The sequence below is a fragment of the Ramlibacter sp. JJN2-2R genome (assembly GCF_057747835.1).
The window spans coordinates 3,373,469-3,395,863 of record NZ_CM173226.1; the positions used below are offsets into that span (position 1 = coordinate 3,373,469).

The window sequence follows — 22,395 nt, forward strand, 5'->3', positions numbered from 1 at the left end:
CGCGCAGCCTGCGGGCCCCGGCCCGCTCCGCACCGGGGCCGCCCGTTCCTGCATCGGCGGCCGGGACCGGTCGCATGTCGATCGCCCATGTCAGCAGGCCGGCGCTCCTGCACGGGTAGACTCCCGCCCAGCCATGCGCATCCTCGGCATCGACCCCGGCCTGCAGACCACCGGATTCGGCGTGGTCGACGTGCAGGGCCATGCGCTCGCCTACGTCGCCAGCGGCACCATCACCACCGGCCATGTCCCGCGCGGCGACCTGCCCGCGCGGCTGAAGGTGCTGTTCGAGGGCATCGCCGAAGTGCGCGGGCGCTACCGGCCCGACGCCGCGGCGGTCGAGATCGTGTTCGTCAACACCAATCCGCAGTCCACCCTGCTGCTCGGGCAGGCCCGCGGCGCCTGCGTCACGGCGCTGGTCGCGTGCGAGCTGTCGGTGGCGGAGTACACGGCCGTGCAGATGAAGCGGGCGATCGCGGGGCACGGCAAGGCGGGCAAGGGCGAAGTGCAGGCCATGGTGCAGCGGCTGCTGAAGCTGCCGGGGCTGCCAGGGCCGGATGCGGCGGACGCGCTGGGCCTGGCCATCACCCATGCGCACGCGGGGCAGTCCATGGCGCGCATTGCGCAGGCCACCACCACGTCGCGCCGCACGAGCGCCATGTACGGCGGCGGGCGGACCTACTAGATCCGCTCGAGGATCAGGACCAGGAAGAACCCGCCCGCGGCGAGCAGGGTCCACTTCAGGATGGTCCAGCCCCAGCGCAGGTAGCGGCGGTCGCGGGTGCCGACGTAGAAGGCGAAGCAGACGCCGGCGCCCAGCAGCAGCAGGAGGATGGCCCAGCGAAACAGCAGCATGCGCGCTACCAGGCGCGCACGGGCTGCACGAAACCGGCGGGCGCCTGCCGCTCGTCCTGGAAGGTGACGACCTCCCAGGCGTCGCGCTCGGCCAGCAGCGCGCGCAGCAACGCGTTGTTCATGGCATGGCCGGAGCGGAACGCCTCGTAGGCGGCCAGCAGCGGCTTGCCCAGCAGGTACAGGTCGCCCATGGCGTCGAGGATCTTGTGCTTGACCAGTTCGTCGTCGTAGCGCAGGCCGTCGGCATTGAGCACGCGGTAGTCGTCCATCACCACGGCGTTGTCCAGGCCGCCGCCCAGCCCCAGGCCGTTGGCGCGCATCATCTCCAGGTCCTTGGTGAACCCGAAGGTGCGGGCGCGCGCGATGTCGCGCACGTAGTTGCCGGCGCCCAGGTCGAACTCGTAGCGCTGGCCGGTGGAGTCGACCACGCGGTGCGCGAAGTCGATCTCGAAGCTGGCCTTGAAGCCGTTGTAGGGCACGAGACGCGCCCACTTCAGGCTGTCGCCGGCGCCGTCGCGCACTTCCACCGGCCGCAGCACGCGGATGAAGCGGCGCGGCGCGTTCTGCAGCTCGATGCCCGCGCTTTGCAGCAGGAACACGAACGAGGATGAGGAGCCGTCGAGGATCGGGACTTCCTCGGCGGTGATGTCGACGTAGAGGTTGTCGATGCCCAGCCCCGCGCAGGCGGACAGCAGGTGTTCGACGGTGCGCACCTTGGCGCCGCCGCTGGAGATGGTCGAGGCCAGGCGCAGGTCGGACGCCGCCTCGGCCGACACGGCGATGTCCACCGGCTCGGGCAGGTCGACCCGGCGGAACACGATGCCCGTGTCCGGCTGCGCGGGCCGCAGCGTCATCTCCACGCGCTGGCCGCTGTGCAGCCCGACGCCGACGGCGCGCGTGAGCGACTTCAGGGTGCGTTGCTGCAGCATGCCGCGATTTTAGGGCGCGCGGCCTTGTCCACGCCTGACCTGCGGCCTATGGCCGCGATAGCGGCGCTCAGCCCTTGACCGCGAACTGCATCTGCGTGCCGGCCAGCTCCAGCACGTCCAGGTCGGCCAGCAGCACCGGGTCCGGGCCGAGCGGCCTGCCATTGAGGCTCGGCACCTGGGCGCCGTCCAGGTGCGCCGCGTAGTAGCCCGTGCGCCGGTGGGAGACGGCGATGACCGCCACGCCGGGCTTGCCGAAGGTCGACACCGCCTTGACGACCGGCACCTCCAGGCCCGCCGAGCTGCCCGTGAGCACGCGGAAGCTGGCGTGCACGGGCGGCGGCAGGTGGGAGGCGGCGCCCAGGGACATCGCGGCGGTGGCGCCGAAGCCCGAATCGCCCGTGGACTGCAGGTAGCGGATGCGAAACCCCGCGATGGCGATGACGTCCTCGTCCTGCAGCTGGTGCCGCCGGATGCGCTTGTTGTTCACGAAGGTGCCGTTGGTGCTGCCCGCGTCCTCGACGAACACGTCCGCCAGGCCCTTGAGCTCGAACACGCAATGCCGCCCGCTGACGGCGGGGTTGTCCAGCACGATGTCGTTGTCGGCCCTGCGCCCCAGCGTCGTGCGGTCCTTGGCGAGGTACACGTGCTTGACCTCGACCCCTTCGACGGTGGCAATCAGCTGCGGCATGGCGGAACCCTCCTGCGGGCCATGCTAGCCCGACCGCGGCGCACAAAGCAATGCGGTGATCCTGCAGCGGGCGTTTTGAACCAGAGGCCGGTCTTTGCTCCCGGGCGTCCAGGGCGGGCTGCAGGGGGCTGGCGCCGGCGCCCCATGCTCCGCCTCTCCGTGCTCCGGGCTGAAGCCCTTTCGGTGTTGCGCCCGCGGTCCGCCGAAGGACGGACCGCCCACGACCGCAGGTCGAGCCGTTTGCGCGCAATCACATGCAGCGCAAACACACTTTGGGCCCGGATCCGGCTTCGCCGGGCCGGGCCCAACTGATCAGAAAACCACGAAGGAAACGCGCAGCGTTTTCTTCGTGATCGATCAATCCGCCTGCTTGCGCAGGAACGCCGGGATCTCGAAGTCGTCCATGCCGCCCGAGGACAGCGCGTCGACCTTGGCGGCCGCCTGGGTGCGGTTGGTGCGCCACACGCTGGGCACCGTCATGCCGCCGTAGTCCGGCTGCTGGGGCGGCAGCATCTCGCGCGTGACGATCGCGCCCGGGCCGGCGACGGCGTTGTTCACCGTCGGCACGTGGAACGGCACGTTGTCGGTGCCGGTGCGCAGCACCTGCAGCGGCGGCGCGGTGCGGCGCTGCTGGCCCTGGCGCGACAGGCCGGTGGCCACCACGGTGACGCGCACCTGGTCGCCCAGGTTGTCGTCGTAGGCGGTGCCGTAGATCACGTGCGCGTCGGGCGAGGCGTAGGCGCGGATGGTGTTCATCGCGAGCTTGGACTCCGACAGCTTCAGGCTGCCCTTGGCCGCGGTGATCAGCACCAGCACGCCCTTGGCGCCGGACAGGTCGATGCCCTCCAGCAGCGGGCAGGCGACGGCCTGCTCCGCGGCGATGCGGGCGCGGTCCGGGCCGGACGCCGCCGCCGTGCCCATCATGGCCTTGCCGGGCTCGCCCATCACGGTGCGCACGTCCTCGAAGTCCACGTTCACGTGGCCGGGCACGTTGATGATCTCCGCGATGCCGCCGACGGCGTTCTTCAGCACGTCGTTGGCGTGCGCGAAGGCCTCGTCCTGCGTGACGTCGTCGCCCAGCACCTCGAGCAGCTTCTCGTTCAGCACCACGATCAGCGAGTCGACGTTGGCTTCCAGTTCGGCCAGGCCCTGGTCGGCGTTGGTCATGCGGCGGCCGCCTTCCCAGTCGAACGGCTTGGTCACCACGCCCACGGTGAGGATGCCCATCTCCTTGGCGATGCGCGCGATCACTGGCGCGGCGCCGGTGCCGGTGCCGCCGCCCATGCCGGCGGTGATGAACAGCATGTGCGCGCCGTCGATGGCCTCGCGGATGCTGTTCTCGGCCGCCTCGGCCGCCTCGCGGCCCTTCTCCGGCTTGCTGCCGGCGCCCAGGCCGCTGTTGCCCAGCTGAATCACCTTGTGAGCCGCGCTGCGCGAAAGCGCCTGCGCATCGGTATTGGCGCAGACGAACTCCACCCCCTGCACCTCGCGCCCGATCATGTGCTCGACCGCGTTGCCGCCGCCGCCGCCCACGCCGATCACCTTGATCTGGGTGCCCTGGTGGAATTCTTCGACTTCGATCATTTCGATGCTCATTGCTGACTCCTAGATTCGGTTGCAGTTGCCACTTGCGTTTGTTGTTGGATCCGGTGATGAACGTTCAGGAGGGCGGATCGGTGCACCGCCATCGCTCCCGTCGTCGCAAAGGGGGGCTGCCGCGCGCCAGCCAGCGCTTGTGCGAATGCATCAGAAGTTCCCCACGATGAAGTCCCGGAAGCGCGAGAACGCGGTCTTCATCGAGCCGTTCTTCTGCGCGACCTTCAGGCCGCGCACGCGGGCCAGGCGAGCTTCCTCGAGCAGGCCCATGACGGTCGCCGCGCGCGGCTGCGCGACCATGTCGCCCAGCGCGCCGAAGTACTGCGGCACGCCGCGGCGCACCGGCTTGAGGAAGATGTCCTCGCCCAGCTCCACCATGCCCGGCATCACGGAGCTGCCGCCGGTGATCACGATGCCCGAGGACAGCACCTCCTCGTAGCCCGACTCGCGGATCACCTGCTGCACGAGCGAGAAGATCTCCTCCACGCGCGGCTCGATCACGCCGGCCAGCGCCTGCTTGGACAGCATGCGGGGGCCGCGGTCGCCCAGGCCCGGCACCTCGACCTGCTGCTCGGGGTCGGCCAGCAGCTGCTTGGCGAAACCGCTCTCGACCTTGATGTCCTCGGCGTCCTTGGTCGGCGTGCGCAGCGCCATGGCGATGTCGCTGGTGATCAGGTCGCCGGCGATCGGGATCACCGAGGTGTGGCGGATGGCCCCGCCGGTGAAGATGGCCACGTCGGTGGTGCCCGCGCCGATGTCGACCACCGCCACCCCCAGGTCCTTCTCGTCGTCGGTGAGCACGGACAGGCTGGAGGCGAGCGGGTTGAGCATCAGCTGCTCGACCTCCAGCCCGCAGCGGCGCACGCACTTGACGATGTTCTCGGCCGCGCTCTGGGCGCCGGTGACGATGTGCACCTTGGCTTCCAGCCGGATGCCGCTCATGCCGATCGGCTCGCGCACGTCCTGGCCGTCGATCACGAATTCCTGCGGCTCGACCAGCAGCAGGCGCTGGTCGGTCGAGATGTTGATGGCGCGCGCGGTCTCGACGACGCGGGCCACGTCGGCCGGCGTCACTTCCTTGTCCTTGACGGCGACCATGCCGCTGGAGTTGATGCCGCGGATGTGGCTGCCGGTGATGCCGGTGTAGACGCGCGTGATCTTGCAGTCGGCCATCAGCTCGGCTTCCTTGAGCGCCTGCTGGATGCTCTGCACGGTGGCGTCGATGTTGACCACCACGCCGCGCTTGAGGCCATTGGACGGCGCCACGCCCAGGCCGGCCAGCTTGAGCTCGCCCCCGGGCAGCACCTCGCCCACCACCGCCATCACCTTGGCGGTGCCGATGTCCAGCCCCACCACGAGATCCTTGTATTCCTTGGCCATGTGTCCCTCTATCTCTTCTGCGTGGCGGCCTCGACCGTGCCCACGCCCCTCAACCGCAATGCGTATCCGTCCCCGTAGCGCAGGTCCGCCGACACCAGCGCGTCCGGCCGGCGCCCGAAGCGCGAGCCCACCTGGGTCAGCGTCTCGACGAACCGGCGCACGCGCGGCACCACCTCGTCCTGCTCGCCGCGACCCAGCTCCACCACCGCGTCGGTGTCCAGCGTCACCTGCCAGCTGCCGCGGCCCGACAGCGACAGCTGCTCGACGCCCAGGTCCAGCGGCTCGAACAGCGGCGCCACGGCGCGGAACATCGCCAGCACCTGGGGCGCCTGGCCGTCCGGCCCCGACAGGCGCGGCAGGCCTTCCTGCTCGACGTCGCCGGGATTGGCCTCGAACACCTCGCCGAAGCTGTTGACCATGCGCGAGCCGCCCTCCTCGCCCCAGAACGCCGCGGCGTGGTGCTCCTGCAGCGCGACGCGCAGCCGGTTCGGGAACTCGCGGCGCACCACCGCCTGCCGCACCCACGGCACGGCTTCGAACGCGCGGCGCGTGGCGCCCAGGTCCACGGTGAAGAAGTTGCCCGCCAGCTGCGGCGCGACGTTGGCGCGCAGGGTCGCGGCGCTGTTGTGCGTCACTTCGCCCTGCACGGTGATGCCGCCGAGGGCGAACAGCGGATGGCGCAGCGCCCACCAGCACAGCGCGGCCAGCAGCAGCGCGACGAAGCCCATCACCAGCGCCGCGGCGGTGGCGTTCATCAGGCGCACGTCGAAGGGCTGCTGCACGGCGGGGCTCATGCGGCCTGGCCCTCCCCGTCGGCGGCGGGCTGCGCCGGGCGGCGGCGCTCGATGCGCTCGTGGTCGAGCGCGGCCGAAGCCAGCAGCTGCAGGCACAGGTCCTCGTAGCTGATGCCGGCGGCGCGTGCCGACATCGGCACCAGCGAATGCCCGGTCATGCCCGGCGAGGTGTTGATCTCCAGCAGGTAGGGCTTGCGGGTGGCGGCGTCGATCATCACGTCGACGCGGCCCCAGCCGCGGCAGCCCAGCACGCGGTAGGCCTTGACCACGATCTCCTGGATCGCCGCTTCCTCGCCCTCGGGCAGGCCGCACGGCACCAGGTACTGGGTGTCGTCGGTGAAGTACTTGTTCTGGTAGTCGTAGTTGCCGCCGGGCGCCACGATGCGGATCACCGGCAGCGCGCGGGCGCCGTCGCCCGTGCCCAGCACCGGGCAGGTGACCTCGTCGCCGGCGATGAACTGCTCGCACAGGATGTCGCTGTCCAGCGCCGCGGCCGCGTCGACGGCGTCCTGCATCTGCGAGTAGCCCTCGACCTTGGCCAGGCCGATGGACGAGCCTTCGCGCGCCGGCTTGACGATCAGCGGCAGGCCCAGGTCGTCGGGGATGGTGCGCACCTGCTCGCGGGCATAGGCGCCGCGGCGCAGCAGCTGGTACTTCGGCGTGGGCAGGCCCTCGGCGATCCAGATGCGCTTGGTCATCACCTTGTCGATCGCGACGCTCGAGGCCATCACGCCCGAGCCGGTGTACGGGATGCCCAGCAGCTCCAGCGCGCCCTGCACCGTGCCGTCCTCGCCGTAGCGGCCGTGCAGCGCGATGAAGCAGCGCCTGAACCCCTTGCGCTTGAGCTCGGAGAGGTCGCGCTGCGCCGGGTCGAACGCGTGCGCGTTCACGCCCTTGCTCTGCAGCGCCTTGAGCACGCCGGCGCCGGACATCAGCGAGACCTCGCGCTCGGCCGACTTGCCGCCCATCAGGACGGCGACCTTGCCCAGCGCCTTGACGTCGATCGGTGCCGCGCTCATGCCGCGCCTCCCGTTTCCACCAGCTTCGCCGGCACGCCGCCGATCGAGCCGGCGCCCATGCACATCACGACGTCGCCGTCGCGGGCGACGTCCAGGATGGCCCCGGGCATGTCGGCGATGTCGTCGACGAACACCGGTTCCACCTTGCCCGCCACGCGCATCGCCCGCGCGAGCGAGCGGCCGTCCGCGGCCACGATCGGCGCCTCGCCGGCCGCATACACCTCGGACAGCAGCACCACGTCGGCCTGGCCCAGCACCTTCACGAAGTCCTCGAAGCAGTCGCGCGTGCGGCTGTAGCGGTGCGGCTGGAACGCGACCAGCAGGCGGCGGCCCGGGAACGCGCCGCGCGCGGCGGCCACGGTCGCTGCGATCTCGACCGGGTGGTGGCCGTAGTCCTCGATGACGGCGAACCGGCCGCCGCCGTTGGCCTCGCGCACGCGCACGTCGCCATAGCGCTGGAACCGGCGTCCGACGCCGCGGAATTCCGACAGCGCCTTCTGCACCGCCGCGTCGGGGATGTTCAGTTCGACGGCGACGGCGATCGCCGACAGCGCGTTCAGCACGTTGTGGTGACCGGCCAGGTTCAGGCGCACCGGCAGGTCGGGCAGCACGACGCCGTTGCGGCGCTGGGCGACGAAGTGCATCTGCGCGCCGACGGCGCGGATGTCGACCGCCCGCACCTGGGCGTCCTCGCTCACGCCGTAGCTGGTGACCGGGCACTGCACGTCGACCACGATGGAGCGCACGGCCGGATCGTCGACGCACAGGATCGCCGTGCCGTAGAACGGCATGCGGTGCAGGAAGTCCAGGAACGCGCCCTTGAGCCGGCCGAAGTCATGGCCGTAGGTCTCCATGTGGTCGGCGTCGATGTTGGTGACGACGGCCATCACGGGCATCAGGTTCAGGAACGACGCGTCGGACTCGTCGGCCTCGACCACGATGTAGTCACCGGCGCCCAGCTTGGCGTTGGCGCCCGCGCTGTTCAGGCGGCCACCGATCACGAAGGTGGGGTCGAGCCCGCCCTCGGCCAGCACGCTGGCCACCAGGCTGGTGGTGGTCGTCTTGCCGTGCGTGCCCGCGATCGCGATGCCCTGCTTCAGGCGCATCAGCTCGGCGAGCATCATCGCGCGCGGCACCACCGGGATCTTGCGCTGGCGCGCGGCGACGACCTCGGGGTTGTCGGCCTGCACGGCGGTGGACGTCACCACCGCGTCGGCGCCGGCGATGTTGGCGGCGGCGTGGCCCACGCAGGTCTGGATGCCCAGCCCCTTGAGCCGCCGCAGCGTGGCGCTGTCGGCCAGGTCGGAGCCCGAGATGGTGTAGCCCAGGTTGCGCAGGACCTCGGCGATGCCGGACATGCCGGCGCCGCCCACGCCGACAAAATGGATGTGCTTGATCGCGTGTTTCATGCCCTTGCGAGCTCCTCGCAGGCCTGGACCATGTCCGCCGTCGCGCTGGTGCGGGCCACGGCACGGGCGGCCTGTGCCTTTCGCAGCAGCTCGGCGCGGTCCACGCCCTGCATCAGTTGGGCCAGTCCCTCGGGCGTGAGGTCGCGCTGCTGGACCAGCCAGCCGCCCCCCGCGTCCACGATGAACCTGGCATTGGTCGTCTGGTGGTCGTCCACCGCGTGCGGGAACGGCACGTACACCGCGGCCGCGCCGATGGCGGCCAGCTCGGTGACGGTGCTCGCGCCGGCGCGGCAGACCACCAGGTCGGCATCGGCGAACGCCTGCGCGGTGTCGTCGATGAAGGGAGTCAGTTCGGCCTCGACGCCGGCGGCCGCGTAGTTGGCGCGCAGCTCCTCGATCTGCCGGGCGCCGCTCTGGTGGCGCACCAGCGGCCGCTGGGCGGCGGGGATCAGCGCCAGCGCCTTCGGCACGATGTCGTTCAGCGCCTTGGCGCCCAGGCTGCCGCCCACCACCAGCACCTTGAGCGGGCCGGTGCGGCCGGCGAAGCGCTCGGCCGGGGCGGGCTGCTGCAGGAAGCCGGCGCGCAGCGGGTTGCCGATCCAGCGGGCCTTCTTCAGCACCTCGGGAAAGGCCGTGAAGGTGCGGTCGGCGACGCCGGCGAGGACCTTGTTGGCCATGCCGGCCACCGAATTCTGCTCGTGCAGCACCAGCGGCTTGCCCAGCAGCACGCTCATCATGCCGGCCGGGAAGGTGATGTAGCCGCCCAGGCCGACGACCACGTCGGGGCGCACGCGCCGCACCACCTGCACGCTCTGCCAGAAGGCCTTGAGCAGGCGCAGCGGCAGCAGCACGAGCGTCTTGAGGCCCTTGCCGCGCACGCCGCCGAAGTCGATGGCCTCGAACGCGAACCCGCGCGGCGGCACCAGGCGGCTTTCCATGCTGTCGGGGCCGCCCAGCCAGTGCACGCGCCACGACTGCTCGCGCAGCGCCTCGGCGATCGCCAGCCCCGGGAAGATGTGGCCGCCCGTGCCGCCGGCCATGACCAGTGCGCACTTGGTCATGGGCGGCCTCCGCGCATCAGCATCCGGTTCTCGTAGTCGATGCGCAGCACCACCGCGATCGCCACCAGGTTGAGCAGGATGGCCGAGCCCCCGTAGCTCATGAGCGGCAGGGTCAGGCCCTTGGTCGGCAGCGCGCCCAGGTTCACGCCCATGTTGATGAAGGCCTGGAATCCCATCCACAGGCCGACGCCCTGCGCCACCAGGCCGGCGAACACCCGGTCGAGCGCCACGGCCTGGCGGCCGATGTGCATGATCCGGCGCGTCATCCACAGGAACAGGCCGATGACGGTGAGCACGCCCACCAGGCCGAACTCCTCGCCGATCACGGCCAGCAGGAAGTCGGTGTGGGCCTCGGGCAGCCAGTGCAGCTTCTCGACGCTGCCGCCCAGGCCGACGCCGAAGATCTCGCCGCGGCCGATCGCGATCAGCGAATGCGACAGCTGGTAGCCCTTGCCCAGCGTGTACTTCTCGTTCCACGGATCGAGGTAGGCGAAGATGCGCTCGCGCCGCCAGTCCGAGAACGCGATCATCAGCATGAAGGCCACGACCATCACCGCGGCGATCAGGAAGAACATGCGCGCGTTGACGCCGCCCAGGAACAGGATGCCCATGGCGATGACGGCGATCACCATGAAGGCGCCCATGTCGGGCTCGGCCAGCAGCAGCACGCCCACCACCGCCACGGCCGCCGCCATCGGCAGCACGGCGCGGAAGAACCGTTCCTTGACCTCCATCTTGCGCACCATGTAGTCGGCCGCGTACAGCAGCACGGCGAACTTGGCCAGCTCCGACGGCTGGAAGCTCATGAAGCCCAGGCCGATCCAGCGCCGGGCGCCGTTCACGCCCTTGCCCACGTGGGGCACCAGCACCAGCATCAGCAGCAGCAGCGAGGCGATGAAGAGCCAGGGCGCGGCCTTCTCCCAGGTCGACAAGGGCACCTGAAACGCGAGCAGCCCGACGACGAAGGCCAGGCCCAGCGAGAGCAGGTGGCGCACCAGGAAGTGCGTGTGGGCGTAATTGGCGAAGCGCGGGTTGTCCGGCATCGCGATCGAGGCCGAATAGACCATCACCAGGCCGAAGGCCAGCAGCGCGACGGTGACCCACAGCAGCGGCTGGTCGAACCCCTGGACGCCGGCCGGCGACACGCTGGCGGTGTAGCGCGTGCCGCGCACGGGCACGTCGGGCCGCTTGCCGCGCGAGAACCAGCCGCCGACGCGGGCGAGGACGGCGTTCATGCGGCGCCCTCCAGCTCGGTGCCGGCTTCGTCGGCCAGCGCCTGCACGGCCGCGCGGAAGACGTCGGCGCGGTGCTCGTAGTTGCGGAACATGTCGAAGCTGGCGCAGGCCGGCGACATCAGCACCGCCTCGCCGGCATGCGCGCGCTGCGCGCCGGCGCGCACGGCCTCCTCCATCGACGCGGCCTCCACGAGCGGCACGCCGGCCTGCTCGAGCGCGGCGCGGATCGCCGGCGCGTCGCGCCCGATCAGCACGGCCGCGCGCGCGTGGCGCGCCACCGGCGCGGCCAGCGGCGTGAAGTCCTGCCCCTTGCCGTCGCCGCCCAGGATCACGACCACCTTGCGGTCGGCGCCCAGGCCCGCCAGCGCGGCCACGGTGGCGCCGACGTTGGTGCCCTTGCTGTCGTCGAAGAACTCGACGTCGCCCACGATGCCCACCGATTCGACCCGGTGCGGCTCGCCGCGGTACTCGCGCAGGCCGTACAGCATGGGCCCGAGCGGCGCACCGGTCGCCGTGGCCAGCGCCAGCGCGGCCAGCGCGTTGACGGCGTTGTGGCGGCCGCGGATGCGCAGGGCGTCGGCCGGCATCAGGCGCTGGATGTGCAGCTCGTGCTCCGCATCCTTGCGCCGCTTCTGCGTCTCGTCCGCTTCCAGGGCGCGCACCAGCCACGCCATGCCGTTCACGACCTCGATGCCGAAGTCGCCGGGACGTTGCGGCATGTCGCCCCCGAAGGTGACGAACGCGCGCTGCTCGAACTTGCCGCCCTTCAGGCGCACGGGCGCCGGCAGCATGCGCATCACCAGCGGATCGTCGCGGTTGAGCACCATCAGCGCGGTGGCGCCGAAGATGCGCGCCTTGGCCGCGGCGTACGCGTCCATGCTGCCGTGCCAGTCCAGGTGGTCCTGGCTCAGGTTCAGGACCGTGGCGGCGGTGGGCTCGAAGCCGTCCAGGCCCTCGAGCTGGAACGACGACAGCTCCAGCACCCAGGCCTGCGGCAGCGACTGCGCCTCGATCCGGGCGGCCAGCGTGTCCAGCAGCGTCGGGCCGATGTTGCCGGCCACGGCCACGGTGCGGCCCGTGCGCTCGACCAGCTGCCCGGTCAGCGACGTGACGGTCGTCTTGCCGTTGGTGCCGGTGACGGCGAGCACGGCCGGGGCATAGCCCTGGTCCGCGCGCAGTCGCGCGAGCCCGTGGGTGAACAGCGCGAGTTCGCCGCCGATCGGCAGGCCGCGCTCGGCCGCCGGCCGCAGCACGGGCTCCGCCTGCGCGGGCGACAGGCCGGGGCTGCGGTAGACGGCTTCGATGCCTTCGACCAGGTGCTCGCCCAGCGGCCCGCCGACGAAGCGCACCTGCGGCAGTTCGTCGCGCAGCGCCTGCAGGCGCGGGGGCGCCTCGCGCGTGTCGGCCACGGTCACCTGCGAGCCGGCGCGGGCGCACCAGCGCGCCATCGCCAGGCCCGACTCGCCCAGGCCCAGCACGAGGACGGCAGCCGGCAGGGGGTCGACGGCCGGTGCGGGCACGGGCGCCGGTTGCTCCTCCGCCGGCGCGACGGGAGCCGCGGGTGCCGGGGCGGGCTCGCCATCGTCCATGCCCAGGGCGAGCGAATCGCGCCAGGCCCGCGCTTCGGCGGCGGCCGTCAGGGCCGGCATCACCGGTGCAGCGGGTGCAGCGGGTACAGCGGGTACAGCGGTCGCGGCGGTCTCGGCGGGTGCTGCAGGCGCGATCGGCTCGGCCGGCGAAGCCGGTGCGGCCTGGACCGGCAGTCCCGCGTCCGGGGCCGGCGCGGGCGCGTCTGCTGCCGCCGGTGCTTGCACCTGCGGCATGGACGGGTCGTGCTGCTCGTCGTGCGTCACGCCTACCTCAGCTTCAGGGTGGACAGGCCCACCAGGCACAGGAGCATCGTCACGATCCAGAAGCGGACCACGACCTGGGTCTCCTTCCAGCCGCTCTTCTCGAAATGGTGGTGCAGCGGCGCCATCTTCAGGATCCGCCGTCCCTCGCCGTAGCGCTTGCGCGTGTACTTGAACCAGGTCACCTGCGCCATCACCGACAGCGCCTCGGCCACGAACACGCCGCCCATGATCGCCAGCACGATTTCCTGCCGCACGATGACGGCGATGGTGCCCAGCGCGCCGCCGAGCGCCAGCGCGCCGACGTCGCCCATGAACACCTGCGCCGGGTGCGTGTTGAACCACAGGAAGGCCAGGCCCGCGCCGGCCATCGCGGCGCAGAAGATCAGCAGTTCCCCGGAGCCGGGGATGTGCGGGAAGAACAGGTACTTGGAATAGACCGAGCTGCCGGTCACGTAGGCGAACACGCCCAGCGCCGAGCCGACCATCACCACCGGCATGATCGCCAGGCCGTCCAGGCCGTCGGTCAGGTTCACGGCGTTGCTCGCGCCCACGATCACCACGTAGGTGAGGAACACGAAGCCGAACACGCCCAGCGGGTAGCTCACTTCCTTGAAGAAGGGCACCAGCAGGCCGGCCTTGGGCGGCAGGTTGACGTCGAAGCCCGAGCGCACCCATTCGAAGAACAGCTCCACCACGCGGATGTTGTTGCTCTCCGAGATGCTGAACACCAGGTACAGCGCGGCGATGAGTCCGATCACGGACTGCCAGAAGTACTTCTCGCGCGAGGGCATGCCCTCGGGGTCCTTGTTCACGACCTTGCGCCAGTCGTCGGCCCAGCCGATCATGCCGAAGCCGATCGTGACCACCAGCACGATCCAGACGAAGCGGTTCGACAGGTCGAACCACATCAGCGTCGCGATCGCGATCGACAGCAGCACCAGCACGCCGCCCATCGTCGGCGTGCCGCTCTTGGACAGGTGGGTCTGCATGCCGTAGCCGCGCACCGGCTGGCCGATCTTCAGCTCCGCCAGCCGGTGGATGACCCAGGGGCCGGCCACCAGGCCGATCAGCAGCGACGTCATGGCGGCCATCACGGCGCGGAAGGTGATGTACTGGAACACGCGCAGGAAACCGAACTCCGGCCCCAGCGACTGCAGCCACACGGCCAGGCTAAGCAGCATGGGCGCCCTCCTTGGGTTGTTGTTGTTGGATCGCCTCCACCACCCGCTCCATGCGCATGAAGCGTGATCCCTTGACCAGCACGCTGGCGCACTGCGCGAGGTCGGCGAGCACGGCGGCGTTGAGCGCCTGCACGTCCTCGAAGTGCCGCCCGCCCATGGCACGCGCCTGCTCGCCCAGGGTGTAGAGCCGCTCGATGCCGCGCTCGCGGGCGTAGTCGCCCACTTCGGCGTGGAACTGCGGGCCCTGGTCGCCCACCTCACCCATGTCGCCGAGCACCAGCAGGCGCGGGCCGGGCAGCTCGGCGAGCACGTCGATGGCGGCGCGCGCCGAGTCGGGGTTGGCGTTGTAGCTGTCGTCCACCAGCGTGAGCACGCGGGCGCCGAGGTCGATGGCGAAGGCGCGCGAGCGGCCCTTGACCGGCTCGAACGCCTCCAGGCCCTGCGCGATCGCGGCGAGCGGCACGCCCGCGGCCAGTGCGCAGGCCGCGGCAGCCAGCGCGTTGCGCACGTTGTGGCGGCCGGCGATATGGAGTCGGGCTTGCAGCGGACCGGCGGGCGTGTCGGCCCGGAACGTCCACTGACCCTGGTGCCATTCAGACCCGGCCAGAAGGATGTCGGCGCCGCTGCCCGCGTCGCCGAACGTGAGGGTGGCGCGCCCGTCCGCCAGTTGCGTCCAGAGCGCCGAATAGTCGTCGCCGGCGGGGAACACGGCCACGCCGTTGCGCGGCAGGCCGCCGAACACGCTGCCGTTCTCCCGCGCCACCGCCTCGACGGTGGCCATGAATTCCTGGTGCTCGCGCTGCGCGTTGTTGACCAGCGCCACCGTCGGCCGCGCGATGTCGGCCAGGTAGGCGATCTCGCCGGGATGGTTCATCCCCAGCTCGAGCACGGCGACGCGGTGCTCCGCGCGCAGGCGCAGCAGCGTGAGCGGCAGGCCGATGTCGTTGTTGAAGTTGCCCTGCGTCGCCAGGTGGTTCTGTGGGCGCCAGGCGCGCAGGATCGAGGCGACCATCTGCGTCACGGTGGTCTTGCCGTTGCTGCCCGTGACGGCCACCAGCGGCAGCTGGAACTGCTGGCGCCACGCGGCGGCCAGGCGCCCCAGCGCGGCCTTGCTGTCGTCCACTTCGACGCCGGGCAGCCCCTGCGGCAGCCGGCCGGGCTGGGCGATGGCCGCGGCGGCGCCCTTGGCCTGGGCATCGGCCAGGAAGTCGTTGGCGTCGAACCGGTCGCCGCGGATGGCGACGAACAGGTCGCCGGCCTGCAGCGTGCGCGTGTCGGTGTGCACGCGCCCGATGGCCACCGAGCCCTCGCCCACCAGGCGGCCGCCGACCCAGCCGGCGACCTGCTGCAGGGTGCACATCGCGGTCATGCGCGGGCCTCCAGCGCGCGCAGCGCGTGCACGCGGTCGTCGAACGGCTGCTTCACGCCGGCGATGTCCTGGTAATCCTCGTGGCCCTTGCCGGCCAGCAGCACGACGTCGCCGGGCGCGGCCGCCGCGATGGTTTCGGCGATCGCGCGCGCGCGGTCGGCCTGGACCTCGACGCACTCGCGGTGCGACAGGCCGAGCAGGATCTGGCTGATGATGTTCTCCGGCTTCTCGTTGCGCGGGTTGTCGCTGGTGACGACCACGCGGTCGGCGTTCTTCTCGGCCACCGCGGCCATCAGCGGGCGCTTGGTCGCGTCGCGGTCGCCGCCGCAGCCGAACACGCACCACAGGCGGCCGCCGCGCTGCTGCGCGAGCGGGCGCAGGGCCAGCAGCGCCTTGTCGAGCGCGTCGGGCGTGTGCGCGTAGTCGACGGCCACCAGCGGCTGGCCGGCCAGCTGCAGGCATTCCATCCGGCCGGGCACCGGCAGCAGCGACGCGCAGGCGGACACCGCCTGCCCGAGCGGGACGCCGAGCGCGCGCATGGCGCCGATCACACCCAGCAGGTTGGAGACGTTGTAGTGGCCGATAAGCGAAGTGGCGAGCTCGAAGCGCTGCGCGCCTTCGGCGACGGTGAACCGCAGGCCCTGGGTGCCGTAGCCGATGTCGAGGGCCTGCAGGCGCGCTTCGCGCGCGGCGGACACGGTCCACAGGTCGAGGCCGCTGCCCCGCAGGCCGGCGGCGAGCTCCGCGCCCTTGCTGTCGTCCACGTTCACCACCGCCGCGCGCAGCCCGTCCCAGCGGAAAAGCTCGGCCTTGGCGTCCCAGTACGCCTCCATCGTGCCGTGGTAGTCGAGGTGGTCGCGCGTGAAGTTCGTGAAGACGCCCACGGCGATGCGCGTGCCGTCCAGGCGCCGCTCGGCCAGGCCGATCGAGGAGGCCTCGATCGCGCAGGCCTTCAGGCCCTCGTCGGCGAACTTGCGGAACCGGGCCTGCAGGAGCACCGGGTCGGGCGTGGTCAGGCCGGTGGCCTCGACGCGCGGCGGCCGGCCGGTGCCCAGCGTGCCGATCACGGCGCACGGCCAGGTGCCGTCCTGCAACGCGGACAGGGCCTGGGCGAGCCACCAGGCGGTGGACGTCTTGCCGTTGGTGCCGGTGACGGCCACGACCTGCAGCTGGCGCGTCGGGTGGCCGTAGTACTCGGCGGCGATCGGGCCGGTGGCGGCCTTCAGCCGGGGATAGGCGGCGACGGCGTCGTGGGTGAAGCCGAAAGCCTCCACGCCCTCCTGCTCGACGAGGCAGGCGGCCGCGCCCTGCGCGAGCGCCGAGGGCACGTGCTGGCGCCCGTCGGTGGCCGCGCCCGGCCAGGCGATGAAGCCGTCGCCGCTGCGCACGCGGCGGCTGTCGCAATGCAGCGCGCCGGTCACGCGGCCGTGCAGCCAGCGGGCGGCGTCCTGGGGGGTGCGCAGCTGCTGCATCAGAACGACTCCTCCACGGCGTCCACCACGACCTGCGGCTTGACGCTCATGTCGGGCTGCACGCCCATCTGGCGCAGCGTCTGCTGCACCACCGTGCTGAACACCGGCGCGGCGACGTCGCCGCCGAAGTACTTGCCGGCCGACGGCTCGTCCACCATCACGCCGACGATGATGCGGGGCTTGTCGATCGGCGCCATGCCCACGAACCACGAGCGGTACTTGTTGCTCGCATACGCCTTGCCGACCTGCTTGTGCGCGGTGCCGGACTTGCCGCCCACCGAATAGCCGAGCGTCTGCGCCTTGGGGCCGGTGCCGCCGGGGCCGGCCGCCATCTGCAGCATGGTGCGGATCTCGGCCGCCGTCTTGGCCGAGAACACCTGCGCGCCCGCCGCCGGCTGAGACGTCTTGAGCAGCGTCGCCGGGATGATCTGGCCGTCGTGCGCGAACACGGTGTACGACCGCGTCATCTGGAACAGCGAGGCCGACAGGCCGTAGCCGTAGGACATGGTGGCCTGCTCCACCGGCCGCCAGCTCTTGTAGGGCCGCAGGCGCCCGCTGACCGCGCCGGGGAAGGTGATCTGCGGCTTCTGGCCGAACCCGGCCGCGGTGAACAGCTCCCACATCTCGCGCGGCTGCATCTGCAGCGCGATCTTCAGAGTGCCGATGTTGCTGGACTTCTGGATGATCTGCTGCACCGTCAGCACGCCGTGGGCATGCGAATCGGAGATGCGCGCGCCGCCGATGACGACGTAGCCGGGGGCGGTCTGCACGGTGCTCTGCGGCGTGACCAGGCCGCTCTCCAGCGCCAGGCCGATCGTGAACGGCTTCATCGTCGAGCCCGGCTCGAACACGTCGGTGAGCGCGCGGTTGCGCAGCTGCTCGCCGGTGAGGTTGTGCCGCTGGCCGGGCGCGTAGCTGGGGTAGTTGGCCAGCGCCAGCACCTCGCCCGTCTGCGCGTCGATGACGACGACGCTGCCGGCGCGGGCGCGGTTCTCGAGCACCGCATCGCGCAGCTTCTGGTAGGCGAAGAACTGCACCTTGCTGTCCACCGACAGCTGCAGGTCGCGGCCGTCGACGGGCGGCACCTGCTCGCCCAGTTCCTCGACGACGCGGCCCAGGCGGTCCTTGATGACGCGGCGCGAGCCGGGGCGGCCGGCCAGTTCCTTGTCGAAGGCCAGCTCCATGCCCTCCTGGCCTTTGTCTTCCACGTTGGTGAAGCCCACCACGTGCGCGGCGGACTCCCCCTCGGGGTACTGGCGGCGGTATTCCTTGCGCTGGTAGATGCCCTTGATGCCCAGCGTGGCGACTTGGCGCGCCACCGACTCGTCGACCTGGCGCTTGAGCCAGACGAAGGTCTTGTCTTCGTCGGCCAGGCGCTTGTCCAGCTCCGCGGCGCTCATCCCCAGCAGCTTGGCCAGCTGGCGCAGCTTGACCGGATCGCGCTCGACGTCCTCGGGGATGGCCCAGATGCTCGGCGAGGGGACGCTGGTGGCCAGCAGCAGGCCGTTGCGGTCGAGGATGCGGCCGCGGTTGGCCGGCAGCTCGAGCGAGCGCACGAAGCGCACCTCGCCCTGGCGCAGGAAGAAGTCGTTGCCCACCACCTGCACCCATGCGGCGCGGCCGGCCAGGCCGGCGAAGCCGAGCGCGAGGGCGGCGACGATGAACTTGCTGCGCCAGACCGGCGTCTTGCTCGCCAGCAGCGGGCTCGACGCGTAGAGCACGCTCTTGGTCATGCGCGAGCCTCCGCGCCGCGCGCCGCGGCGTTCGCCTTCGAAGCGGCCGTGCGGCTCATGGCTGCCCCTTGGCCTGGCTCACGTACTGCGTGATCGCCGGCGACGCGGTGCGCATCTGCAGCTGGTCCTTGGCCAGGCGCTCGACGCGCAGCGGCGTGGCCTGGGCGCGCTTTTCGACCTGCAGGCGCTCGTGCTCGACCTCGAGCCGGCGCGCCTCGCCCTGCGACTTCTCGATCTCGGCGACCAAGCGGCGCGACTCGTACTGCACCTGCACGGTGAGCATGGCGCTGAGCACCAGCGCGAGCAGCAGGACGAGGTTCAGGCGCGTCATTGCACGTCCGTCCTCTCTGCCACCCGCATGATCGCGCTGCGCGAACGCGGGTTGGCCGCCACTTCCGCGGCCGAGGGCTTGATGCGGCCCAGCGCGCGCAGCTTCATCGGCTTGGGCGCGGCGAACGGCGCGCGGCGGTCCACCACCTCGCGCGACTGTGAGGCGATGAACTGCTTGGCGATGCGGTCCTCCAGCGAATGGAAGCTGATGACCACGAGGCGTCCGCCGGGCTGCAGGATGTCCAAGGCCGCCCCTAGCGCTTCCTGCAGCTCTTCAAGCTCGGCGTTGATGAAAATCCGAAGAGCCTGAAATGTGCGCGTTGCAGGGTCCTGGCCCGGCTCGCGGGTTTTGACCGCGCCAGCCACGAGCTGGGCCAGCTCGGCGGTGGTTGCAAGAGGGCCCCGTTCCTGTCGGCGAGAAACAATCGCCTTTGCAATCTGAACAGCAAACCGTTCTTCGCCGTAGTCACGAATCACCTCCGCGATCTGGCCTGCTTCGGCCGTTGCAAGCCAGTCGGCCACGCTCTCCCCGCGCGTGGTGTCCATGCGCATGTCCAGCGGGCCGTCGCCGCGGAACGAGAAGCCCCGCGCCGGGTTGTCGATCTGGGGCGAGCTCACGCCCAGGTCCATCAGCACGCCCGCGCAACTCGCCCGACCCAGCTCGCCCAGCGAGCGGAAGCCCTGGTGCCGGATGGAAAAGCGCGGATCCGTGATCCGCGCCGCTTCCTCGATCGCCTCGGGGTCCTTGTCGAAGGCCACCAGGCGCCCCTGGGGGCCGAGGCGCGACAGGATCAGGCGCGAGTGCCCGCCGCGCCCGAAGGTGGCGTCGACGTAGGTTGCATCCGGCTTGGTGAGAAGAGCTTCGACTGCTTCGCTCAACAAGACGGTGGTGTGTTGCCATTGGTTGTCCACCGTCCGCGCTCAGAAAGAGAAGTCCTTGAAGACGTCGGGCATCTCGCCGCGCATGGCCTCGGCCTCCTTGGCCTCGTAAGTGGCGCGGTCCCAGAGTTCGAAGTGGTTGCCCATGCCAAGCAGCATGGTCTCGCGGTCGATGCCGGCGGCGGCGCGCAGTTCAGGGGAGACGAGCACGCGTCCCGTGCCGTCGAGCTCCACGTCCATCGCGTTGCCCATGAAGATTCTCTTCCACCACTGGGCGGACATCGGTAACGCGGCGATACGCTCGCGAAATTTTTCCCACTCGGGTCGCGGAAAGATCATCAGGCAGCCGTGCGGGTGCTTGGTGATCGTCAGCTGGTTGTTCGCGGTCGCCGCCAGGACGTCGCGATGCCGGGTCGGCACGGAAAGCCGACCCTTGGCATCGAGACTCACGGACGAGGCGCCTTGGAACACCGCTGCTGGCCTGCTGTGCGAAGTGGAGTGCGAGGGCACTTTTCACCACTTAATTGCACTTTTTTGCACTGTAGCAGGAAAACTCAGCCGCGCAAGCAAGCGCTTGCGTGAAATTTGCAATGAAATCAAGGACTTAGAGCGGATTATGGCAGCTCTACAGCTGTCAAATCCGTTCTAAATGAACCACTTAGCGGGGCCTCTGAATGTTGAACTTGAAGCCCGTCGGGCGTGTTAAAGAATGTAGCGGGACAGGTCCTCGTCGCGGCTGAGCTCACCCAGCCGCGCATCGACGTAACCGGCGTCGATCGTCACCGTCTGCCCGCCCAGCCGGGTGGCGTCGAAGCTGACCTCGTCGAGCAGCCGCTCCATCACGGTGGACAGGCGCCGGGCACCGATGTTCTCGGTACGCTCGTTCACGTCCCAGGCGATGTGCGCCAGCCGCGTGATGCCTTCGGCGGTGAACTCCAGCTTCACGCCCTCGGTGCCGAGCAGCGCCTGGTACTGCTTGACCAGCGACGCATGCGTGCTGGTGAGGATGGCCTCGAAGTCCTGCACCGAGAGCGACTGCAGCTCGACGCGGATCGGCAGCCGCCCCTGCAGCTCGGGAATCAGGTCGCTCGGCTTGGACAGGTGGAAGGCGCCGCTCGCGATGAACAGGATGTGGTCGGTGCGGATGGGTCCGTACTTGGTGGACACCGTCGTGCCTTCCACCAGCGGCAGCAGGTCGCGCTGCACCCCCTGGCGCGACACGTCCGCGCCCGAGGTGTCGCTGCGCGAGGACACCTTGTCGATCTCGTCGATGAACACGATGCCGTTCTGCTCGGCGCTGTGGATCGCCTGCGTGCGGATCTCGTCCTCGTTGACCAGCTTGCCCGCCTCCTCCTCGACCAGCAGCTTCATCGCCTCGCCGATGCGCAGCTTGCGGGTCTTGCGCCGCTGGCCGCCGAACTGGCTGAACATGCCGCGCAGCTGCTCGGTCATCTCCTCCATGCCGGCCGGCCCCATGATCTCCAGCTGCTGGCGCTGCTCGGCCAGGTCGATGTCGATCTCCTTGTCGTCGAGCACGCCCTCGCGCAGCTTCTTGCGGAACGACTGCCGCGCCGTGCTGTCGCCGGCCACGCCGGGCATCAGCACGTCGAGCACGCGCTCTTCCGCCGCGTCCTCGGCGCGCGTGCGCACCTTGCGCATCTCGGCGACGCGGGTCTGCTTGACCGCGATCTCGGCCAGGTCGCGCACGATCGAGTCGACGTCCTTGCCCACGTAGCCGACCTCGGTGAACTTGGTCGCCTCGACCTTGATGAACGGTGCGTCCGCCAGCCTGGCCAGCCGCCGCGCGATCTCGGTCTTGCCCACGCCCGTCGGCCCGATCATCAGGATGTTCTTGGGCGTGATCTCCGGGCGCAGCTTCTCGTCCACCTGCTGGCGCCGCCAGCGGTTGCGCAGCGCGATGGCCACCGCGCGCTTGGCCTGGGCCTGGCCCACGATGTGGCGGTCGAGCTCGGAGACGATCTCCTGGGGCGTCATGGCGCTCATTCCAGCACCTCGATCGTGTGGTTCATGTTGGTGTAGATGCAGAGTTCGCCGGCGATCTCGAGCGACTTCTTGACGATGTCGCGCGCGCCGAGTTCGGTGCTGTCCAGCAGCGCGCGCGCCGCGGCCTGCGCGTACGCGCCGCCGGAGCCGATCGCCACGATGCCGTGCTCGGGCTCGAGCACGTCGCCGTTGCCGGTGATGATGAGCGAGGCGTCGCGGTCGGCCACGGCCAGCATGGCCTCCAGCCGCCGCAGCACGCGGTCGGTGCGCCAGTCCTTGGTGAGCTCGATGGCCGAGCGGATGAGGTGGCCCTGGTGCTTCTCCAGCTTGGCCTCGAACCGCTCGAAGAGCGTGAAGGCGTCGGCCGTGGCGCCGGCGAAGCCGGCGAGCACCTTGTCGTGGTAGAGCCTGCGCACCTTGCGGGCCGAGCCCTTGATCACGACGTTGCCCAGGGTCACCTGGCCGTCGCCCCCGATCGCCACCTGCCAGCGGCCGTCGGGCGCCTTGCGCCGCACGCTGACGATGGTCGTTCCGTGAAATTGGTCCATCGGCGGTACATGGGGCCGCCGGGGACGAATGCAAGCGCCGGATCCGGTGCGCGGCGCGCGCGC

The 22,395-nt window shown here is 70.6% G+C and carries 21 protein-coding genes; 1 reads left to right on the forward strand and 20 read right to left on the reverse strand.

Annotated elements, in window-relative coordinates; translation table 11 throughout:
* Positions 1-133 precede the first annotated feature (133 nt).
* Positions 134-682, forward strand: a complete 549-nt coding sequence (gene ruvC, locus AC3ANR_RS16345; protein WP_488289163.1) for a crossover junction endodeoxyribonuclease RuvC — start codon at positions 134-136, stop codon at positions 680-682.
* On the opposite strand, the gene AC3ANR_RS16350 is transcribed toward ruvC, so the two are convergent.
* The 20 genes from AC3ANR_RS16350 to hslV all read right to left on the reverse strand — a co-directional run bounded on the left by AC3ANR_RS16350 (position 679) and on the right by hslV (position 22,332).
* On the reverse strand, positions 679-852 hold the full coding sequence (locus AC3ANR_RS16350; RefSeq protein ID WP_488289164.1) for a hypothetical protein: 174 nt from the start codon (positions 850-852) through the stop codon (positions 679-681). The two genes, ruvC and AC3ANR_RS16350, sit on opposite strands and share 4 nt — an antisense overlap.
* Before the next feature lie 5 nt (positions 853-857).
* The gene (gene lpxC, locus AC3ANR_RS16355) at positions 858-1,781 is read right to left on the reverse strand and encodes a UDP-3-O-acyl-N-acetylglucosamine deacetylase (protein ID WP_488289165.1); all 924 of its coding nucleotides are present in this window, start codon (positions 1,779-1,781) and stop codon (positions 858-860) included.
* 67 nt (positions 1,782-1,848) lie between these two features.
* On the reverse strand, positions 1,849-2,469 hold the full coding sequence (locus tag AC3ANR_RS16360; protein ID WP_488289166.1) for an FHA domain-containing protein: 621 nt from the start codon (positions 2,467-2,469) through the stop codon (positions 1,849-1,851).
* 357 nt (positions 2,470-2,826) lie between these two features.
* Positions 2,827-4,065 carry a cell division protein FtsZ gene (gene ftsZ, locus AC3ANR_RS16365; protein WP_488289167.1) on the reverse strand — a complete coding sequence of 413 codons (1,239 nt, stop codon included), beginning with the start codon at positions 4,063-4,065 and terminating at the stop codon, positions 2,827-2,829.
* 150 nt (positions 4,066-4,215) lie between these two features.
* Positions 4,216-5,445: a cell division protein FtsA gene (gene ftsA, locus AC3ANR_RS16370; RefSeq protein ID WP_488289168.1), complete on the reverse strand. Its 1,230-nt coding sequence runs from the start codon at positions 5,443-5,445 to the stop codon at positions 4,216-4,218.
* Between the two features lie 8 nt (positions 5,446-5,453).
* Positions 5,454-6,239, reverse strand: coding sequence for a cell division protein FtsQ/DivIB (locus AC3ANR_RS16375; RefSeq protein WP_488289169.1), 786 nt, complete (start codon positions 6,237-6,239; stop codon positions 5,454-5,456).
* The gene (locus tag AC3ANR_RS16380; protein WP_488289170.1) at positions 6,236-7,258 is read right to left on the reverse strand and encodes a D-alanine--D-alanine ligase; all 1,023 of its coding nucleotides are present in this window, start codon (positions 7,256-7,258) and stop codon (positions 6,236-6,238) included. The genes AC3ANR_RS16375 and AC3ANR_RS16380 overlap by 4 nt, the downstream gene beginning before the upstream one ends.
* Positions 7,255-8,667, reverse strand: coding sequence for a UDP-N-acetylmuramate--L-alanine ligase (gene murC, locus AC3ANR_RS16385; protein ID WP_488289171.1), 1,413 nt, complete (start codon positions 8,665-8,667; stop codon positions 7,255-7,257). The genes AC3ANR_RS16380 and murC overlap by 4 nt, the downstream gene beginning before the upstream one ends.
* Positions 8,664-9,728, reverse strand: a complete 1,065-nt coding sequence (gene murG / locus AC3ANR_RS16390) for an undecaprenyldiphospho-muramoylpentapeptide beta-N-acetylglucosaminyltransferase (protein ID WP_488289172.1) — start codon at positions 9,726-9,728, stop codon at positions 8,664-8,666. The genes murC and murG overlap by 4 nt, the downstream gene beginning before the upstream one ends.
* Positions 9,725-10,963, reverse strand: coding sequence for a putative lipid II flippase FtsW (gene ftsW / locus AC3ANR_RS16395; protein WP_488289173.1), 1,239 nt, complete (start codon positions 10,961-10,963; stop codon positions 9,725-9,727). The genes murG and ftsW overlap by 4 nt, the downstream gene beginning before the upstream one ends.
* Positions 10,960-12,411 (reverse strand): UDP-N-acetylmuramoyl-L-alanine--D-glutamate ligase, encoded by a 1,452-nt coding sequence (gene murD, locus AC3ANR_RS16400; protein ID WP_488291831.1) that lies wholly within the window; start codon positions 12,409-12,411, stop codon positions 10,960-10,962. The genes ftsW and murD overlap by 4 nt, the downstream gene beginning before the upstream one ends.
* A 407-nt stretch (positions 12,412-12,818) precedes the next feature.
* Positions 12,819-13,997, reverse strand: a complete 1,179-nt coding sequence (mraY, locus tag AC3ANR_RS16405; RefSeq protein WP_488289174.1) for a phospho-N-acetylmuramoyl-pentapeptide-transferase — start codon at positions 13,995-13,997, stop codon at positions 12,819-12,821.
* Entirely contained in the window at positions 13,987-15,357 is a 1,371-nt protein-coding gene (locus AC3ANR_RS16410; protein ID WP_488291832.1) for a UDP-N-acetylmuramoyl-tripeptide--D-alanyl-D-alanine ligase, read from the reverse strand. Before AC3ANR_RS16410 ends, mraY begins: the two co-directional genes overlap by 11 nt.
* A 5-nt stretch (positions 15,358-15,362) precedes the next feature.
* Positions 15,363-16,838 carry a UDP-N-acetylmuramoyl-L-alanyl-D-glutamate--2,6-diaminopimelate ligase gene (locus AC3ANR_RS16415; protein WP_488289175.1) on the reverse strand — a complete coding sequence of 492 codons (1,476 nt, stop codon included), beginning with the start codon at positions 16,836-16,838 and terminating at the stop codon, positions 15,363-15,365.
* Positions 16,838-18,571, reverse strand: coding sequence for a peptidoglycan D,D-transpeptidase FtsI family protein (locus tag AC3ANR_RS16420; RefSeq protein ID WP_488289176.1), 1,734 nt, complete (start codon positions 18,569-18,571; stop codon positions 16,838-16,840). The genes AC3ANR_RS16415 and AC3ANR_RS16420 overlap by 1 nt, the downstream gene beginning before the upstream one ends.
* A gap of 55 nt (positions 18,572-18,626) precedes the next feature.
* Positions 18,627-18,902 (reverse strand): cell division protein FtsL, encoded by a 276-nt coding sequence (gene ftsL / locus AC3ANR_RS16425; RefSeq protein ID WP_488289177.1) that lies wholly within the window; start codon positions 18,900-18,902, stop codon positions 18,627-18,629.
* On the reverse strand, positions 18,899-19,813 hold the full coding sequence (gene rsmH, locus AC3ANR_RS16430) for a 16S rRNA (cytosine(1402)-N(4))-methyltransferase RsmH (RefSeq protein ID WP_488289178.1): 915 nt from the start codon (positions 19,811-19,813) through the stop codon (positions 18,899-18,901). The genes ftsL and rsmH overlap by 4 nt, the downstream gene beginning before the upstream one ends.
* Positions 19,814-19,822: 9 nt before the next feature.
* Positions 19,823-20,251, reverse strand: coding sequence for a division/cell wall cluster transcriptional repressor MraZ (gene mraZ / locus AC3ANR_RS16435; protein WP_488289179.1), 429 nt, complete (start codon positions 20,249-20,251; stop codon positions 19,823-19,825).
* Between the two features lie 231 nt (positions 20,252-20,482).
* Positions 20,483-21,784: an ATP-dependent protease ATPase subunit HslU gene (gene hslU, locus AC3ANR_RS16440; protein ID WP_488289180.1), complete on the reverse strand. Its 1,302-nt coding sequence runs from the start codon at positions 21,782-21,784 to the stop codon at positions 20,483-20,485.
* On the reverse strand, positions 21,781-22,332 hold the full coding sequence (hslV, locus tag AC3ANR_RS16445) for an ATP-dependent protease subunit HslV (protein WP_488289181.1): 552 nt from the start codon (positions 22,330-22,332) through the stop codon (positions 21,781-21,783). Before hslV ends, hslU begins: the two co-directional genes overlap by 4 nt.
* Between the last annotated feature and the right edge of the window lie 63 nt (positions 22,333-22,395).

What these genes read in the sequence shown, in the direction of transcription:
- ruvC (WP_488289163.1), top strand. Translation starts at nt 134, where the DNA reads ATGCGCATCCTCGGCATCGACCCCGGCCTGCAGACCACCGGATTCGGC.
- AC3ANR_RS16350 (WP_488289164.1), bottom strand. Translation starts at nt 852, where the DNA reads ATGCTGCTGTTTCGCTGGGCCATCCTCCTGCTGCTGCTGGGCGCCGGC.
- lpxC (WP_488289165.1), bottom strand. Translation starts at nt 1,781, where the DNA reads ATGCTGCAGCAACGCACCCTGAAGTCGCTCACGCGCGCCGTCGGCGTC.
- AC3ANR_RS16360 (WP_488289166.1), bottom strand. Translation starts at nt 2,469, where the DNA reads ATGCCGCAGCTGATTGCCACCGTCGAAGGGGTCGAGGTCAAGCACGTG.
- ftsZ (WP_488289167.1), bottom strand. Translation starts at nt 4,065, where the DNA reads ATGAGCATCGAAATGATCGAAGTCGAAGAATTCCACCAGGGCACCCAG.
- ftsA (WP_488289168.1), bottom strand. Translation starts at nt 5,445, where the DNA reads ATGGCCAAGGAATACAAGGATCTCGTGGTGGGGCTGGACATCGGCACC.
- AC3ANR_RS16375 (WP_488289169.1), bottom strand. Translation starts at nt 6,239, where the DNA reads ATGAGCCCCGCCGTGCAGCAGCCCTTCGACGTGCGCCTGATGAACGCC.
- AC3ANR_RS16380 (WP_488289170.1), bottom strand. Translation starts at nt 7,258, where the DNA reads ATGAGCGCGGCACCGATCGACGTCAAGGCGCTGGGCAAGGTCGCCGTC.
- murC (WP_488289171.1), bottom strand. Translation starts at nt 8,667, where the DNA reads ATGAAACACGCGATCAAGCACATCCATTTTGTCGGCGTGGGCGGCGCC.
- murG (WP_488289172.1), bottom strand. Translation starts at nt 9,728, where the DNA reads ATGACCAAGTGCGCACTGGTCATGGCCGGCGGCACGGGCGGCCACATC.
- ftsW (WP_488289173.1), bottom strand. Translation starts at nt 10,963, where the DNA reads ATGAACGCCGTCCTCGCCCGCGTCGGCGGCTGGTTCTCGCGCGGCAAG.
- murD (WP_488291831.1), bottom strand. Translation starts at nt 12,411, where the DNA reads ATGGCGCGCTGGTGCGCCCGCGCCGGCTCGCAGGTGACCGTGGCCGAC.
- mraY (WP_488289174.1), bottom strand. Translation starts at nt 13,997, where the DNA reads ATGCTGCTTAGCCTGGCCGTGTGGCTGCAGTCGCTGGGGCCGGAGTTC.
- AC3ANR_RS16410 (WP_488291832.1), bottom strand. Translation starts at nt 15,357, where the DNA reads ATGTGCACCCTGCAGCAGGTCGCCGGCTGGGTCGGCGGCCGCCTGGTG.
- AC3ANR_RS16415 (WP_488289175.1), bottom strand. Translation starts at nt 16,838, where the DNA reads ATGCAGCAGCTGCGCACCCCCCAGGACGCCGCCCGCTGGCTGCACGGC.
- AC3ANR_RS16420 (WP_488289176.1), bottom strand. Translation starts at nt 18,571, where the DNA reads ATGACCAAGAGCGTGCTCTACGCGTCGAGCCCGCTGCTGGCGAGCAAG.
- ftsL (WP_488289177.1), bottom strand. Translation starts at nt 18,902, where the DNA reads ATGACGCGCCTGAACCTCGTCCTGCTGCTCGCGCTGGTGCTCAGCGCC.
- hslU (WP_488289180.1), bottom strand. Translation starts at nt 21,784, where the DNA reads ATGAGCGCCATGACGCCCCAGGAGATCGTCTCCGAGCTCGACCGCCAC.
- hslV (WP_488289181.1), bottom strand. Translation starts at nt 22,332, where the DNA reads ATGGACCAATTTCACGGAACGACCATCGTCAGCGTGCGGCGCAAGGCG.